This window comes from Erwinia psidii (assembly GCF_003846135.1).
Classification (GTDB): domain Bacteria; phylum Pseudomonadota; class Gammaproteobacteria; order Enterobacterales; family Enterobacteriaceae; genus Erwinia; species Erwinia psidii.
The window spans coordinates 366190-380456 of sequence record NZ_RHHM01000002.1 but is presented as its reverse complement, the minus strand read 5'-3'; the positions used below and the strand labels follow the sequence as shown (position 1 = coordinate 380456).

The 14267-nt window shown below is 51.6% G+C and carries 14 protein-coding genes and 1 other annotated feature; of the genes, 10 read left to right on the top strand and 4 right to left on the bottom strand.

What is annotated here, in order from left to right; all coding sequences use genetic code 11:
• Positions 1-3: 3 nt before the first annotated feature.
• Complete coding sequence (gene trpR, locus EB241_RS04375) at positions 4-327, top strand: trp operon repressor (protein WP_124231984.1); 324 nt, start codon at positions 4-6, stop codon at positions 325-327.
• Here trpR and yjjX read toward each other — a convergent pair.
• Complete coding sequence (gene yjjX / locus EB241_RS04370; RefSeq protein ID WP_124231983.1) at positions 320-859, bottom strand: inosine/xanthosine triphosphatase; 540 nt, start codon at positions 857-859, stop codon at positions 320-322. The two genes, trpR and yjjX, sit on opposite strands and share 8 nt — an antisense overlap.
• 51 nt (positions 860-910) lie before the next feature.
• Between yjjX and gpmB the strand changes: the two genes are divergently transcribed.
• Positions 911-1558 carry a 2,3-diphosphoglycerate-dependent phosphoglycerate mutase GpmB gene (gene gpmB / locus EB241_RS04365; protein ID WP_124231982.1) on the top strand — a complete coding sequence of 216 codons (648 nt, stop codon included), beginning with the start codon at positions 911-913 and terminating at the stop codon, positions 1556-1558.
• A 58-nt stretch (positions 1559-1616) separates the two neighbouring features.
• Here the strand turns inward: gpmB and robA are convergent, their stop codons facing one another.
• Positions 1617-2507 (bottom strand): MDR efflux pump AcrAB transcriptional activator RobA, encoded by an 891-nt coding sequence (robA, locus tag EB241_RS04360; RefSeq protein ID WP_124231981.1) that lies wholly within the window; start codon positions 2505-2507, stop codon positions 1617-1619.
• Positions 2508-2699: 192 nt separating this feature from the next.
• Here robA and creA point away from each other — a divergent pair, with 192 nt between their 5' ends.
• Entirely contained in the window at positions 2700-3173 is a 474-nt protein-coding gene (creA, locus tag EB241_RS04355; RefSeq protein ID WP_124231980.1) for a protein CreA, read from the top strand.
• Between the two features lie 42 nt (positions 3174-3215).
• Here the strand turns inward: creA and arcA are convergent, their stop codons facing one another.
• The gene (gene arcA / locus EB241_RS04350) at positions 3216-3932 is read right to left on the bottom strand and encodes a two-component system response regulator ArcA (RefSeq protein WP_124231979.1); all 717 of its coding nucleotides are present in this window, start codon (positions 3930-3932) and stop codon (positions 3216-3218) included.
• A 1102-nt stretch (positions 3933-5034) separates the two neighbouring features.
• Here arcA and thrL point away from each other — a divergent pair.
• The 4 genes from thrL (at position 5035) to thrC (ending at position 9870) form a co-directional block, all read left to right on the top strand.
• Entirely contained in the window at positions 5035-5106 is a 72-nt protein-coding gene (gene thrL / locus EB241_RS04345; protein WP_124232041.1) for a thr operon leader peptide, read from the top strand.
• Positions 5046-5160: a sequence feature (Thr leader region), on the top strand. (Overlaps the previous gene by 61 nt.)
• Before the next feature lie 25 nt (positions 5161-5185).
• Positions 5186-7648 carry a bifunctional aspartate kinase/homoserine dehydrogenase I gene (thrA, locus tag EB241_RS04340; RefSeq protein WP_124231978.1) on the top strand — a complete coding sequence of 821 codons (2463 nt, stop codon included), beginning with the start codon at positions 5186-5188 and terminating at the stop codon, positions 7646-7648.
• A 2-nt stretch (positions 7649-7650) separates the two neighbouring features.
• Entirely contained in the window at positions 7651-8580 is a 930-nt protein-coding gene (thrB, locus tag EB241_RS04335; protein WP_124231977.1) for a homoserine kinase, read from the top strand.
• A 3-nt stretch (positions 8581-8583) separates the two neighbouring features.
• Entirely contained in the window at positions 8584-9870 is a 1287-nt protein-coding gene (gene thrC, locus EB241_RS04330; protein WP_124231976.1) for a threonine synthase, read from the top strand.
• A 27-nt stretch (positions 9871-9897) separates the two neighbouring features.
• Here the strand turns inward: thrC and yaaA are convergent, their stop codons facing one another.
• A complete protein-coding gene (gene yaaA / locus EB241_RS04325) occupies positions 9898-10674 on the bottom strand; it encodes a peroxide stress protein YaaA (protein ID WP_124231975.1) in 777 nt (258 codons plus the stop codon).
• Between the two features lie 253 nt (positions 10675-10927).
• On the opposite strand from yaaA, the gene tal reads away from it, so the two are divergent.
• The 3 genes from tal (at position 10928) to EB241_RS04310 (ending at position 14126) form a co-directional block, all read left to right on the top strand.
• Complete coding sequence (tal, locus tag EB241_RS04320; RefSeq protein ID WP_124231974.1) at positions 10928-11881, top strand: transaldolase; 954 nt, start codon at positions 10928-10930, stop codon at positions 11879-11881.
• Positions 11882-12019: 138 nt separating this feature from the next.
• Positions 12020-12607 (top strand): molybdopterin adenylyltransferase, encoded by a 588-nt coding sequence (gene mog, locus EB241_RS04315; RefSeq protein ID WP_124231973.1) that lies wholly within the window; start codon positions 12020-12022, stop codon positions 12605-12607.
• A gap of 223 nt (positions 12608-12830) precedes the next feature.
• Positions 12831-14126: an MFS transporter gene (locus EB241_RS04310; RefSeq protein ID WP_124231972.1), complete on the top strand. Its 1296-nt coding sequence runs from the start codon at positions 12831-12833 to the stop codon at positions 14124-14126.
• The last annotated feature ends 141 nt before the right edge of the window (positions 14127-14267 follow it).

Here is a 14267-nt window from a genome sequence, read left to right as displayed (position 1 = left end):
CCCATGACTGAATCTTCTGTCCCCGTTACCGTGGAATCGCATAATGAAGAGTGGCAGCGTTTTGTGACGCTGCTACAGCACGCTTATCAAAGCGAGCTGCATCTGCCGCTGCTACAGCTAATGATGACGCCTGATGAACGTGAAGCCTTTGGCACCCGACTGCGGATCATCGAAGAGTTGATGCGCGGTGAACTCAGTCAGCGTGAGTTGAAAAATGACCTGGGCGTTGGCATCGCCACCATCACCCGTGGCTCGAACAGCCTGAAAAGCGCGCCGCCAGTGCTGAAAGCCTGGCTTGAAGCGCAGCTGTTAAGGGAGATCAAATAACATCTGACGTGGTATCGCTCCGATAGATTGGATTGTGAAACGGACAGAGTGCCAGAATGAGCGCCTGATGGTAAACGCTGGTGCGTGTCAGTGTTCCGGCAGTAAACACGCCAATGGCCCCGCCCTGATGTTTAAGGTTTTCAATACCAGTAAGACGCGCCATTTCTTCACCCAACTCCCGCCCTGCACGGATACCTTTAATCACCCTGGAAGGTAAAGTAAAGCTGGCAGAGCGTGACTCTCCACGCTGTTGGTGATTTTCCACCACCATCCAGGCGAAAGCGACGTCGTCTTCAATACCGGCTTCAACCGCAACCCAGAAATCCGCTTCCGGGCGGACCTTGCGGGCATTCATCACCCGTTGACGTGCGCCGGTTCTGGTTTCTGAGTCAGTCATGGGTTGGAGGGCGACACCGCTGTCAACCACGACACCTTCGATATGACAGCTTTCTGCACCGAAAATATCGCTGAATGCCTGAGATATTGCCTTAATTTTGGCAGGATTGATGGTTGCAGCGACAACATGGTACATAATGGTTTTAACCCTCTACGCAAATTTCTCGCAGTATAACGGAAAAAATTTATGTTACAGGTTTATCTTGTTCGCCACGGAGAGACGGTCTGGAATGTCGCACATCGTCTTCAGGGACAGTCAGACAGCGCGTTAACGGAAAAAGGAGAGCAGCAGGCGCATCAGGTGGCTGAGCGCATGAAACACCTCGGTATCACGCATATTATTTCCAGCGATTTGGGGCGCACCAGGCGTACTGCCAGCATTATCGCAGATGCCTGTGGTTGTGACGTCAGACTGGACCCGCGCCTGCGTGAGCTGAATATGGGTGTGCTGGAACAGCGAGCGCTGGATTCCCTGACCCCAGAGGAAGAGAGCTGGCGCAAGACCCTGGTGGATGGCACAGAAAATGGTCGTATTCCTGAGGGAGAGTCGATGACCGAAATGGCGGCGCGTATGCATGAAGCGCTCAACGATTGTCTCAATCTGCCCGCAGGTAGCCGCCCATTACTGGTCAGCCACGGTATGGCGCTGGGGGTGCTGGTCGGCACACTGCTGGGGCTGCCTGCCCATGCAGAACGTCGTTTACGGTTGCGGAACTGTTCCCTATCCCGCGTTGATCATCAGCACAGTGGCTGGCTTGCCTCTGGCTGGGTGGTGGAAACGGCCGGCGATATATCACATCTGGATTTACCCGCGCTCGATGAATTGCAACGCTGACCTGTCGAAGCAGGTCAGCGAAAGGCTGTGGGATTAACCCGCAGGGCGGTCGGCCTGACTATGTGTTTTCCGGCGCAACAGGAGGGCGTATGGGGATCAGATATTCACAGCGAATTTCCATCGGTGGTTCGGCGCGTTTCTTACCGCCGTTGGTATAAAAACGTTCGATATCCTGGCCGTGGCGGCGCGTCAGCTGCCACGTCGGCATAAATGTCCCGTAAATCAGCAGGATAAACTCCTGCAAATCAGTGCGTAGCCCCTTGTAGGTGAACTGCACGTAATCGCCGCCTTCAAGCACCACAGTCTGCGTCGCTGGTATGGCGTAGGAAAGATTCTCTGAAGGAACCGCAGTGGTATAGAAGATCTCCTGCTCGTCGTCTTTTTCCTGGCTGGGACTTGACCGGTGAAGGCCGTACAACACTGGAGGAATGGTGTCAGTTTCAGTGAGAAATTGACGCCAGAAATGCAGGCGCATCTCATCACGAAAACTTGAAATTTGTTCCAGAGTGCAGGTATAGCTCTGTGTTTGCCCGATCAGCACGGTTTCTGGCAGAGTGACAAAGGTGGGTTCGGGCATGGTGAAATCGCCTAACCGGACCGGTGGGCGCAGTCCGAAAGCGTTCCAGTCTGAGGCGCGACGGTAGTAAGCCGGGGTCAGATTAAACTGCTTTTTAAACGCACGGGTGAATGTCTGCTGTGAGTCAAAACGATACTGCAAAGCGATATCCAGAATCGGACGGCTGGTTAGCCGAAGCGCCACGGCTGCTTTGGACAGGCGACGGGAGCGAATATATGCACCAATGGCATGACCGGTGACTTCCTTAAACATCCTCTGTAAGTGCCATTTTGAATAGCCAGCCTTGGTTGCCACGTTGTCCAGTGAAAGTGGCTGGTCAAGGTGGCTTTCCAGCCAGGCCAGCAAGTCGCGAATGATACCGGCTTGATCCATAAATTGTCCTCATCCTACTTAAATTGGGGCCAGGGAAACCATTCTACACTGAGCATGAACCATGCAATCCATATTATCGGGGAACCGTGCTATAAAATTATGTCTCAGATCTGAAGTATCTGTTTTCGACTCAGTGGAGAGGCAAGTTCAATAACTTACAATGTCATCTATTTTCTTAGCAATGGTAATCCCATGACAATGAAAAAATTGTTAATAGTCACGTCAGTAATTTTTGTTTCTCTTTGCGCCCGTGCAGAGGTAGTCGGCTCGGTAGATACGGTATTCAAGGTATTTGGCCCTGATCATAAAATTGTTGTCGAAGCGTTCGATGACCCGGAGGTAAAGAATGTAACCTGTTACATCAGTCGTGCTAAAACCGGTGGCATCAAAGGTGGGCTGGGGCTGGCTGAAGACACTTCAGACGCAGCGATCTCCTGTCAGCAGATTGGCCCGGTGGAGCTTAGCGATAAGATTGCCGGGGGCAAAGCAGAAGGTGAAGTGGTATTTCGTAAACGGACCTCACTGGTTTTTAAAAAGCTGCAGGTAGTACGATTTTACGATAAAAAACGAAATGCGCTAATTTATCTCAGTTATTCCGATAAAGTTGTGGATGGATCGCCTAAAAATGCGCTGAGCGCGGTGCCCATTATGCCGTGGAATAAATGAACAAAAAAAGGGCTGTTGCCAGCCCTTAGATTTGATCCAAACTCACTCCTGCAGGTCGCCACAGAAGCGGTAACCCTCACCGTGAATAGTGGCGATGATTTCCGGCGTGTCTGGCATTGATTCAAAATGCTTCCGAATTCGGCGGATAGTGACATCCACCGTGCGATCGTGGGGTTTGAGTTCACGTCCGGTCATTTTTTTTAGCAGATCTGCACGGGTCTGAATTTTCCCCGGATTTTCACAAAAGTGCAGCATGGCACGGAACTCGCTGCGCGGCAGTTTGTATTGCTCCCCCTGCGGACTGACAAGGGAGCGGCTGTTGATGTCCAGTTCCCACCCATTGAAGCGGTAGCTTTCAACCAGTTTGCGATCTTCACTATGGGGGGGAAGATTCATTGTTCGGGATAGCAGGTTGCGGGCACGAATCGTTAGCTCGCGTGGATTGAAAGGCTTAGTGATGTAATCGTCAGCACCAATCTCCAGTCCCAGAATCTTATCGACTTCATTATCACGGCCGGTCAGAAACATCAGCGCTACGTTTGCCTGTTCACGCAACTCACGCGCCAGTAGAAGGCCATTTTTTCCAGGCAGGTTAATATCCATTATTACCAGATTAACGTCGTTCTCCGTCAGGACCTGGTGCATTTCTGCGCCATCCGTAGCTTCATAAACCATGTAGCCTTCGGCCTCAAAAATACTTTTGAGAGTATTACGAGTAACTAATTCGTCTTCAACGATAAGTATGTGCGGGGTCTGCATGTGATCGCTACCTAAATTTCTAACAAAACGATATGGGGCATACAGCTGCTAACTTCCTGATGCAAAAAAGGCATGTCATCAACGTCTTGCTACAGCTGTACAGAATATGTTCCAGAGCTATCAAAGATCGGGTGGCGCGATAAATCAATTAAAGCCCGCCCGTCACGTCTGGATGAAAAAAGACATCCATCCTAACGTTATTAACAGCAACATAACAGCACAAGCTTGGTGTAACAGGCAATAAATAAAGCTTAATTGACTTATATCAAATCAATTGTAGCACGTTAACATCGGTATGAAAAACCCTTATCAAAATCCGTGGTTAGCTCTCAAAGATGATTATCTGCCGCCTAAAGGTTGGTACTGAAATTATAAGGAATAGATCTCAATTTAACATTCGTTAATTTGTTGAAGTGAAACAAATTATAGAGAGAAAAATGTTTTTACTTCTGACTTAATAGAAAAAGATCATATCTTTTTAATATTTTAGCATTAATATTTTTGATGTGTTTTTTTTGTGTTAAATCATTTTATCTTTTCTTTTACACTTACAGTGCCATCTATAATCCTGAATATGTTTGATGATTCAATAATAGTTATTTACTTTCAAAAGATTATTTTATAAGTGTATAACCACCGTTTACATAGTGGTGAATTAGCTCGCAATAACTGGAATTGCTATCCGAAAAATTGTCATGTATTGACAGGATCACTGAAGGCGATTTCATATTGATAAATCTGCAGGCGGGGAAGTTAGCGTAAGCAAGTTGTTCCTTCACTATGAGGACCAGCCGATCATTTCACCTTCTGTGACACGTCCGGGGTATTACCCGTCTCAACATCCCTAAACGATCTTCGTTCTTCGCACAAGAAGATGGGTTAAGAAAAAATCACAGACAAAAAGTCTGATTTACTCCTCATTTTCGAACGGGAACACTGATATCAGGTCAAACCTTCAATCGATAAGATCTGTATTTGACATAAACGACCTCATCGCATGGGGCAGGTGAATGTTTCCACAACGATAAAAAAATTGACTTATCCTGACGTTTGCTTTACTTCTGAACCCTGGGATAATTGACTGACAGATGATGAATCTTAAATGCGCACATACAGCCTGATGACAACCATCATTATTACCACCACCATTACCACAGGTAACGGTGCGGGCTGACGCATACAGAGAACACAAAAAAGCCCGCACCTGAACAGTGCGGGCTTTTTTTTCGGCAAAAATTCAGGAGAGTTTGAAAATGCGAGTGCTGAAATTCGGTGGAACCTCAGTTGCCAACGCAGAACGGTTTCTGCGTGTGGCTGATATTTTGGAAAATAATGCGAAGCAGGGACAGGTTGCTACCGTTTTGTCCGCGCCAGCAAAAATAACCAACCATCTGGTGGCGATGATTGAAAAGACCATCAGTGGTCAGGATGCCGGAGCAAATATCAGCGATGCAGAGCAGATTTTTGCTTCTCTGTTGCAAGGGTTGCGGGATGTTCAGCCAGGCTTTAACCACGATCGGTTAAAGGCGGTGGTGGACCGGGAGTTTGCCGGGCTAAAGCAGGTTTTGCACGGCATCAGCCTGCTTGGCCAATGCCCGGACAGCGTAAACGCCGCGATAATATGCCGGGGTGAAAAGCTCTCTATTGCCATCATGGAAGGGTTGCTACAGGCGCGTGGTCACGGCGTCAGCGTCATCAACCCGGTCGAGAAATTGCTGGCCGTAGGCCATTATCTTGAATCTACCGTAGATATTGCGGAATCCACTCGCCGTATTGCTGCCAGCAAGATCCCGGCGGAGAACATGATACTGATGGCTGGTTTCACCGCCGGTAACGACAAAGGCGAACTGGTCGTGCTGGGACGTAATGGTTCCGACTATTCCGCTGCGGTTTTAGCTGCCTGTCTGCGTGCCGACTGCTGTGAAATATGGACTGATGTCGACGGGGTTTACACCTGCGATCCACGCCAGGTGCCTGACGCCAGGCTGCTCAAGTCAATGTCCTACCAGGAAGCCATGGAGCTGTCTTACTTTGGCGCGAAGGTGCTGCATCCGCGGACTATCTCGCCAATTGCTCAGTTTCAGATCCCCTGTCTGATTAAAAATACCGCCAACCCTCAGGCTCCAGGCACCCTGATTGGCGGCGACAGTTCCGATGACGATAATCCGGTTAAGGGCATCACCAATCTTAATAACATGGCGATGTTTAATGTTTCCGGGCCGGGGATGAAAGGCATGGTAGGCATGGCGGCTCGCGTGTTTGCGGCGATGTCGCGTAGCGGTATTTCTGTGGTGCTGATCACCCAGTCCTCTTCGGAATACAGCATCAGCTTCTGCGTCCCACAAAGCGACCTCCTGCGGGCGCGACGTGTACTGGAAGATGAATTCTACCTCGAACTGAAAGATGGCCTGCTGGAGCCGCTGGACGTGATGGAAGACCTGGCGGTGATCTCGGTGGTTGGGGACGGAATGCGAACCCTGCGAGGGATCTCCGCGAAATTTTTCTCGGCGCTGGCGCGTGCCAATATTAACATCGTGGCAATTGCTCAGGGCTCATCGGAACGTTCCATCTCCGTGGTAGTGAATAATGAAGATGCCACCACCGGCGTTCGGGTGGTCCACCAGATGCTGTTTGCCACCGATCAGGTGATAGAAGTGTTTGTGATTGGTGTGGGTGGCGTTGGTGCTGCGCTTATCGATCAACTGCACCGCCAGCAGGCCTGGCTAAAGCACCGGCATATTGATTTACGGGTCTGCGGCATTGCCAATTCGCAGGCGTTGCTGACCAACGTGCATGGTATTGCGCTGGATAACTGGAAAGAGGCGCTGAAAGAAGCTAAAGAGCCGTTTAATTTGCAACGTCTGAACCGTCTGGTTAAAGAGTATCACTTGCTCAACCCGGTGATTGTGGATTGCACGTCCAGCCAGGTGCTTGCCGACCAGTATGCTGATTTCCTGGCCGACGGTTTCCATGTGGTTACGCCAAACAAAAAGGCCAACACCTCGTCTTACAATTACTACCAGCAGATGCGAGCGGCGGCGGTGAAATCGCGTCGCAAGTTTCTGTACGATACCAACGTGGGCGCTGGCTTACCGGTTATCGAAAACCTGCAAAACCTGCTTAATGCCGGTGATGAACTGCTGCATTTTTCCGGTATTCTGTCCGGCTCACTCTCGTTTATTTTTGGCAAGCTGGATGAGGGCGTTTCGCTGTCAGAAGCAACCAGGATGGCACGTGAAATGGGATTCACTGAGCCGGACCCACGCGACGATCTTTCCGGCATGGATGTGGCGCGTAAGCTGTTAATTCTGGCGCGTGAGGCGGGTTATCAGCTGGAGCTGAGCGATATTGAGATAGAGGCGCTCCTTCCCGAAGCCTTTACGGCAATTGATGATGTGGAAGTATTTATGCAGCGCCTGCCGGAACTGGATGATGCGTTTGCTGCCCGCGTTGCTAAGGCCGAAGAGCAAGGCAAAGTGCTGCGTTTTGTCGGTGCGATTGCAGAGGGGGGGCACTGTCAGGTTAAAATTACTGCCGTCGACGGCAATGATCCGTTGTATAAAGTAAAAAACGGCGAAAACGCGCTGGCCTTTTACAGCCGCTATTATCAGCCCATTCCGCTGGTGTTACGCGGTTACGGTGCCGGCAATGATGTCACCGCCGCCGGAGTGTTTGCCGATCTGCTGCGTACTTTGTCATGGAAGTTGGGAGTTTAACGATGGTCAAGATTTATGCCCCTGCCTCAATCGGTAATGTCAGCGTGGGCTTTGATGTACTGGGTGCAACGGTATCGCCGGTTGACGGTACACTGCTGGGCGACTGCGTAACCGTTGAGAATGCCAGCGAGTTCAGCCTGCACAACGAGGGGCGTTTTGTCAGTAAGCTACCTTCCAGCCCACAGGACAACATTGTCTGGCAGTGCTGGGATCGCTTTTGCGAGGCTATCGGCAAGCGTATCCCGGTGGCAATGACGCTGGAAAAAAATATGCCCATCGGCTCCGGTCTGGGTTCCAGCGCCTGTTCAGTGGTCGCGGGGCTGATGGCGATGAATGAGCATTGCGGCAGGCCGTTGGATAATGACAGCCTGTTAATGCTGATGGGCGAGTTGGAAGGACGGGTTTCTGGCAGCGTGCATTACGACAACGTGGCTCCGTGTTTCCTCGGTGGTATTCAACTGATGCTGGAGGAATCTGGCATCATCTGTCAGCCCGTGCCGGTTTTTGAACAGTGGCTGTGGGTAATGGCCTATCCGGGTATCAAGGTGTCAACGGCACAAGCGAGGGCTATTCTGCCTGCACAATACCGTAAAGAAGACATTATTAAGCATGGCCGCTATCTGGGTGGATTTATCCATGCCAGCCACACTCAGCAGCCTGAACTGGCGGCCAAGCTGATGCGGGATGTCATCGCGGAGCCATATCGTACTAAGCTTTTACCCGGCTTTGCCGATGCCCGCCATGCCGCGCATGACATCGGTGCGCTGGCTTGCGGTATCTCTGGTTCTGGTCCAACGCTGTTTGCCGTTTGTGATAACACGGATACCGCTCAACGTATGGCTGACTGGCTACGTCAGCACTATCTGCAAAACGAAGAAGGCTTCGTTCATATCTGCCGCATTGATACGGCAGGCGCACGTAAACTGGGATAACGCATGAAACTCTATAATCTTAAGGATCACAACGAGCAGGTCAGCTTCTCGCAGGCGGTCAAGCAGGGCCTGGGCAAACAACAGGGGTTGTTTTTCCCGCTTGAACTGCCGGAATTTGAACTGACCGATATTGATGAGATGCTCGACATGGATTTCGTCAGTCGCAGCAGCAAAATCCTCTCGGCTTTTATCGGCGATGAAATCGCGCCACATCAGCTGCACGAGCGCCTGAAAACGGCGTTTACTTTCCCGGCGCCAGTGGTGAAAGTGACCGATGATATCTCCTCGCTGGAGCTCTTTCATGGCCCAACGCTGGCTTTTAAAGATTTCGGCGGTCGTTTTATGGCGCAGATGCTGTCGTATGTCAGCGGTGCCGATGAAAAAATCACTATCCTGACCGCCACTTCCGGTGATACGGGCGCCGCCGTTGCACATGCGTTCTACGGCATGGATAACGTGCAGGTGGTGATCCTCTATCCGCAAGGCAAAATCAGTCCTCTGCAGGAGAAGCTGTTCTGTACGCTGGGCGGCAATATCCAGACCATCGCGGTTGATGGCGATTTTGATGCCTGTCAGGCGCTGGTTAAGCAGGCTTTTGATGATGAAGTGCTGAAAAAGGCCATCGGCCTGAACTCGGCCAACTCCATAAATATCAGCCGTCTGTTAGCGCAGGTTTGTTACTACTTTGAAGCCGTGGCGCAACTGCCACAGGAAAAACGCAATCAGCTGGTGATTTCTGTGCCCAGCGGTAACTTTGGCGATCTGACCGCAGGGTTACTGGCAAAAACGCTGGGTCTGCCAGTGAAACGTTTTATCGCGGCAACCAATGCTAACGATACGGTTCCGCGCTTTCTGGCCGGAGGGCAATGGCAACCGTCTGCCACGGTTGCCACGCTGTCAAATGCGATGGATGTCAGCCAGCCGAACAACTGGCCACGGGTGGAAGAGATCTTCCGTCGTAAAACCTGGCGTCTGAGCGACCTTGGCTATGGTGCCGTTGATGATCAAACCACGCGGGCGACCATGCGCGAGCTGGCAGACCTGGGATATATCTCTGAGCCTCACGCGGCGATTGCTTACCGGTTGTTACGCGATCAGTTGCAGGAAGGGGAATTTGGTTTGTTCCTCGGCACGGCACATCCGGCGAAGTTCAAAGAGAGCGTGGAAGAGATTCTGCAACGGAAACTGCCTTTGCCAGAGGCATTGGCAGAGCGGGCTGAACTGCCGCTGTTGTCGCATAACATGGCGGCAGATTTTGCAGAACTACGGGCGTTCCTGCTGCAGAAATAAATATCATGCCCTGACGTCGGTCAGGGCTTATTGCATTTCCCGGCGTTTAAAGACCAGTTCATCCTCGCTGCTTTCATCGGCGGCAAAGAAATACCCTTCCACCGCAAACTTTTTCAGATCTGCGGGTTTGCTCAGTTGGTGCTCAATAATGTAACGGCTCATCAATCCACGCGCCTTTTTGGCGTAGAAACTGATAACCTTGAATGTGCCGTTTTTCTCGTCCAGAAACACCGGTTTGATAATACGTCCATGCAGCTTCTTCGGTTTCACCGCTTTGAAATATTCATCAGACGCCAGATTGATCAGTATGTCATCGCCCTGGTCGGCCAGCGCTGCGTTCAGCGCGTCGGTTAGCTTCTCCCCCCAGAAACTGTAAAGATCTTTCCCGGCTGGATTTTCCAGTTTGATGCCCATCTCCAGTCGGTAGGGTTGCATCAGATCCAGTGGACGTAGCAGGCCATAAAGGCCGGAGAGCATCCTCAGGTGCTGCTGGGCAAAGTCAAAATCTTTCTCTTTAAAGGTTTCAGCCTGTAATCCGGTATAAACATCGCCCTTAAACGCAAGGATCGCCTGGCGCGCATTGTCTGGCGTGAACGGTGTTTGCCAGTTCTGAAAACGTCCGGCATTTAAATCGGCCAGCTTGTCGCTGATACTCATCAGCTTGCCGATCTGCACCGGCGTCAGTTTAGCTGCGACGTCGATAAGTTTTCTGGCGTCATCCAGCAGGGCCGGCTGGGTAAAACGGCTGGTGGCCAGCTCACTTTCGAAATCCAGGGTTTTGGCTGGAGAGATAACGATCAACATGAAAGGCTCCTGAGTAACGACGACGGACAAGGCTGACATGGCCTGCGCGGATACTGTAGCAAAAAAGCACGCGGAAAAGAGTAATTGCTGCCATTGCCGGGACTTATTCCTGCCATAAATGCAGCTGGTGTCGCGCAATTTAGCACTCAGTGGCCTCAGGGCAAGCTTACCTTGCATGGCTGATGTCGCGTGATATTATCCAGGACAGTGATTTTTCAGAACCCGATAACTTTAGCTGATGAGAATGCCAACCATGACGGATAAACTGACTTCCCTGCGTCAACTCACCACCGTTGTTGCCGATACCGGCGACATTGCCGCGATGAAGCTGTATCAGCCTCAGGATGCCACCACCAACCCTTCTTTAATCCTCAGCGCGGCACAGATCCCCGAATACCGTAAGCTGATTGATGAGGCGGTAACCTGGGCCCGCGATCAGAGCAGCAAGAAAGAGGAGCAGATCCAGTATGCTGCAGACAAACTGGCGGTGAACATTGGTCTGGAAATTCTCAAGCTGGTGCCTGGTCGCATTTCGACTGAGGTTGATGCTCGCCTTTCTTACGACACCGAAGGCAGTGTTAACAAAGCGCGTGCGCTGATCAAACTCTATAATGATGCTGGCATCAGCAATGACCGTATTCTGATTAAACTGGCTTCCACCTGGCAGGGGATCCGTGCGGCGGAGCAGCTGGAAAAAGAAGGCATTAACTGTAATCTGACCCTGCTGTTTTCCTTCGCTCAGGCCCGCGCCTGTGCCGAAGCGGGCGTTTACCTGATCTCTCCATTTGTTGGCCGTATTCTTGACTGGTACAAAGCCAATACGGACAAGAAAGAGTATGCACCACAGGAAGATCCGGGCGTGGTTTCTGTCTCAGAAATCTACAAATACTACAAGCAGCACGGTTACGAGACGGTGGTCATGGGTGCCAGCTTCCGCAACGTGGGTGAAATTATCGAGCTGGCTGGCTGTGACCGCCTGACCATCTCTCCGGGACTACTGAAAGAGCTGGCAGAGAGCGAAGGCGCACTGGAGCGTAAACTCTCCTGGAGTGGCGAAGTGAAAGCGCGTCCGGCAAAAATGACCGAGTCTGAATTCTTTTGGCAGCACAATCAGGACCCAATGGCGGTAGACAAACTGGCTCAGGGGATCCGTAATTTCGCTATTGACCAGGGTAAACTGGACAAAATGATTGCCGATCTGCTGTAACCCCTGGGGTGGCCGGTTTTTCCGGCCACGTCTTTTCCTGCGCTGTACATCCCGCTTTTCTCTGTTTATGCTTCTTTTATCCCGCCAGGATCCCCGCGCCCTCACGCCTGCAAAGGCCGCTATTACGGTGATGAAACGATGAGCATATTACGTATAGGATTAATTTCTGTTTCCGATCGCGCTGCCAATGGTATTTACCAGGATGAAGGACTGCCTGCACTGGAAGCCTGGCTGTCGCAGGCGCTGGCGTCGCCGTGGGTGATTGAAAAACGCCTGGTGCCGGATGAACAACCGATGATTGAAGATGCGATTTGTGAGCTGGTGGATGAGCTGTTTTGTCATCTGGTATTCACCACCGGAGGAACCGGGCCAGCCCGACGCGACGTCACCCCGGATGCCACGCTGGCTGTTGCCGACCGTGAAATGCCGGGTTTTGGTGAGCAGATGCGCCAGATCGGCCTTAACTTTGTGCCTACGGCGATCCTCTCCCGCCAGGTCGGGGTGATCCGCAAACAATCGCTGATTATTAATCTGCCTGGTCAACCAAAGTCAATTAAAGAGACGCTGGAAGGGTTAAAGGATGACGCGGGGCAGGTGAAGGTGCCGGGTATTTTTGCCAGCGTGCCTTACTGTATTCAGCTACTGGACGGCCCTTACGTGGAAACGCACGACGAGGTTATTGCTGCATTTCGTCCTAAAAGCGCCAGATACAGGACAGACAGCTAACATACCTGCCTCAGACATAACCTCCGTCTTCTTCGCTGCGGCGGCAGGTTAAATACTGTCTTCTCTGATAATTCAGGTTGGATATGCTGTTGTCCACCTGATTACCGAAAAATAAGCCGGGATACAGTCGCCTGTCGGCTGGAAAATACAGGGTTTGCTGATAACGCTTAACATTTTCTTATGATATTTTTCACCTTTCATTTACGAATCGGTTGGCAACATTATGCTTTCAAACCCTGTGCGCCGTTTAACCCGGCAGGATTATAAAACACTCTCTCTGGCAGCGCTGGGTGGCGCACTGGAGTTCTACGATTTTATTATTTTTGTCTTTTTCGCGGCGGTGATTGGCGATCTCTTTTTCCCTGCGGATATTCCAGACTGGCTGCGTCAGTTACAAACCTTCGCTATTTTTGCCGCCGGGTATCTGGCTCGTCCGCTGGGCGGTATCGTCATGGCGCATTTTGGTGACAGTCAGGGGCGCAAGAAAATGTTCAGTCTCAGCATCCTGCTGATGGCGCTGCCTACGCTGGCAATGGGATTACTGCCCGGTTACGCCACGCTGGGTGTGGCGGCACCGATTTTATTATTGCTGCTGCGCATGTTGCAGGGAGCCGCCGTGGGAGGGGAGGTGCCGGGGGCCTGGGTCTTTGTTGCCGAACATGTGCCAGAAAAGCGCGTTGGCTTTGCTTGCGGTACGCTGACGGCGGGACTGACCGTGGGCATTTTGCTGGGTTCGGTGATGGCAACGGTGATTAATAAAACCTTTGATGCGGCGGGAGTCGCGGCGGGGGCATGGCGTATTCCCTTTTTGATCGGTGGTGGCTTCGGTCTGTTGGCACTCTATTTACGGCGCTGGTTACGGGAAACCCCGGTATTTACAGAACTTGAGGCCCGTAAAGCCCTGGCCACGGAACTGCCGTTAAAGGCGGTGATCGTTAACCACAAAAGCGCTGTTGCCGTTGGCATGTTACTGACCTGGCTACTCTCCGCAGGTATTGTGGTGGTGATCCTGATGACACCAACCTGGCTGCATAAAGTATATGGTATCGCCATGGCGCAAGCCTTGCAGGCCAACAGTCTGGCGACCGTCACCTTGATTGCCGGGTGCCTCTGTGCCGGGTTGTCAGCCGATCGTTTTGGTGCCAGTAAAACGTTTATTTCAGGCAGTCTGCTGCTGGCGATCTGCAGCTGGATATTTTACCAGACGGTTGGCGAGCATCCTGAGAGGTTGCTGGCCTGTTATGGTGCGGTGGGGTTCAGCGTTGGCGTGGTAGGTGCGGTGCCTTATGTGATGGTTCGGGCTTTCCCCGCAGAGGTGCGCTTTACCGGCATTTCGTTCTCCTACAACGTGGCTTATGCCATTTTTGGCGGTTTAACACCGATTCTGGTCACGCTGATGATGACTGTAACGCCGATGGCACCGGCTTATTATGTCCTCACGCTTGCTGCGCTCGGCCTGCTGCTGGGGATTTATCTGAAGCGTGATTTCAGCTATCGTGACAGCAGTGCGTCAACGTAAACGGGTGCCTGACGCGCATTCAGCGCTTTTCAGCCATCTCAGGAAAGCCTGCTTGTCCAGTTGATAAAAAGCCACTTTGCCGGAAAAGTGGGGAAACCTCTGGCAATAAGGCCGTCGCCAGTGTGTAGGCGTTGGATCGCG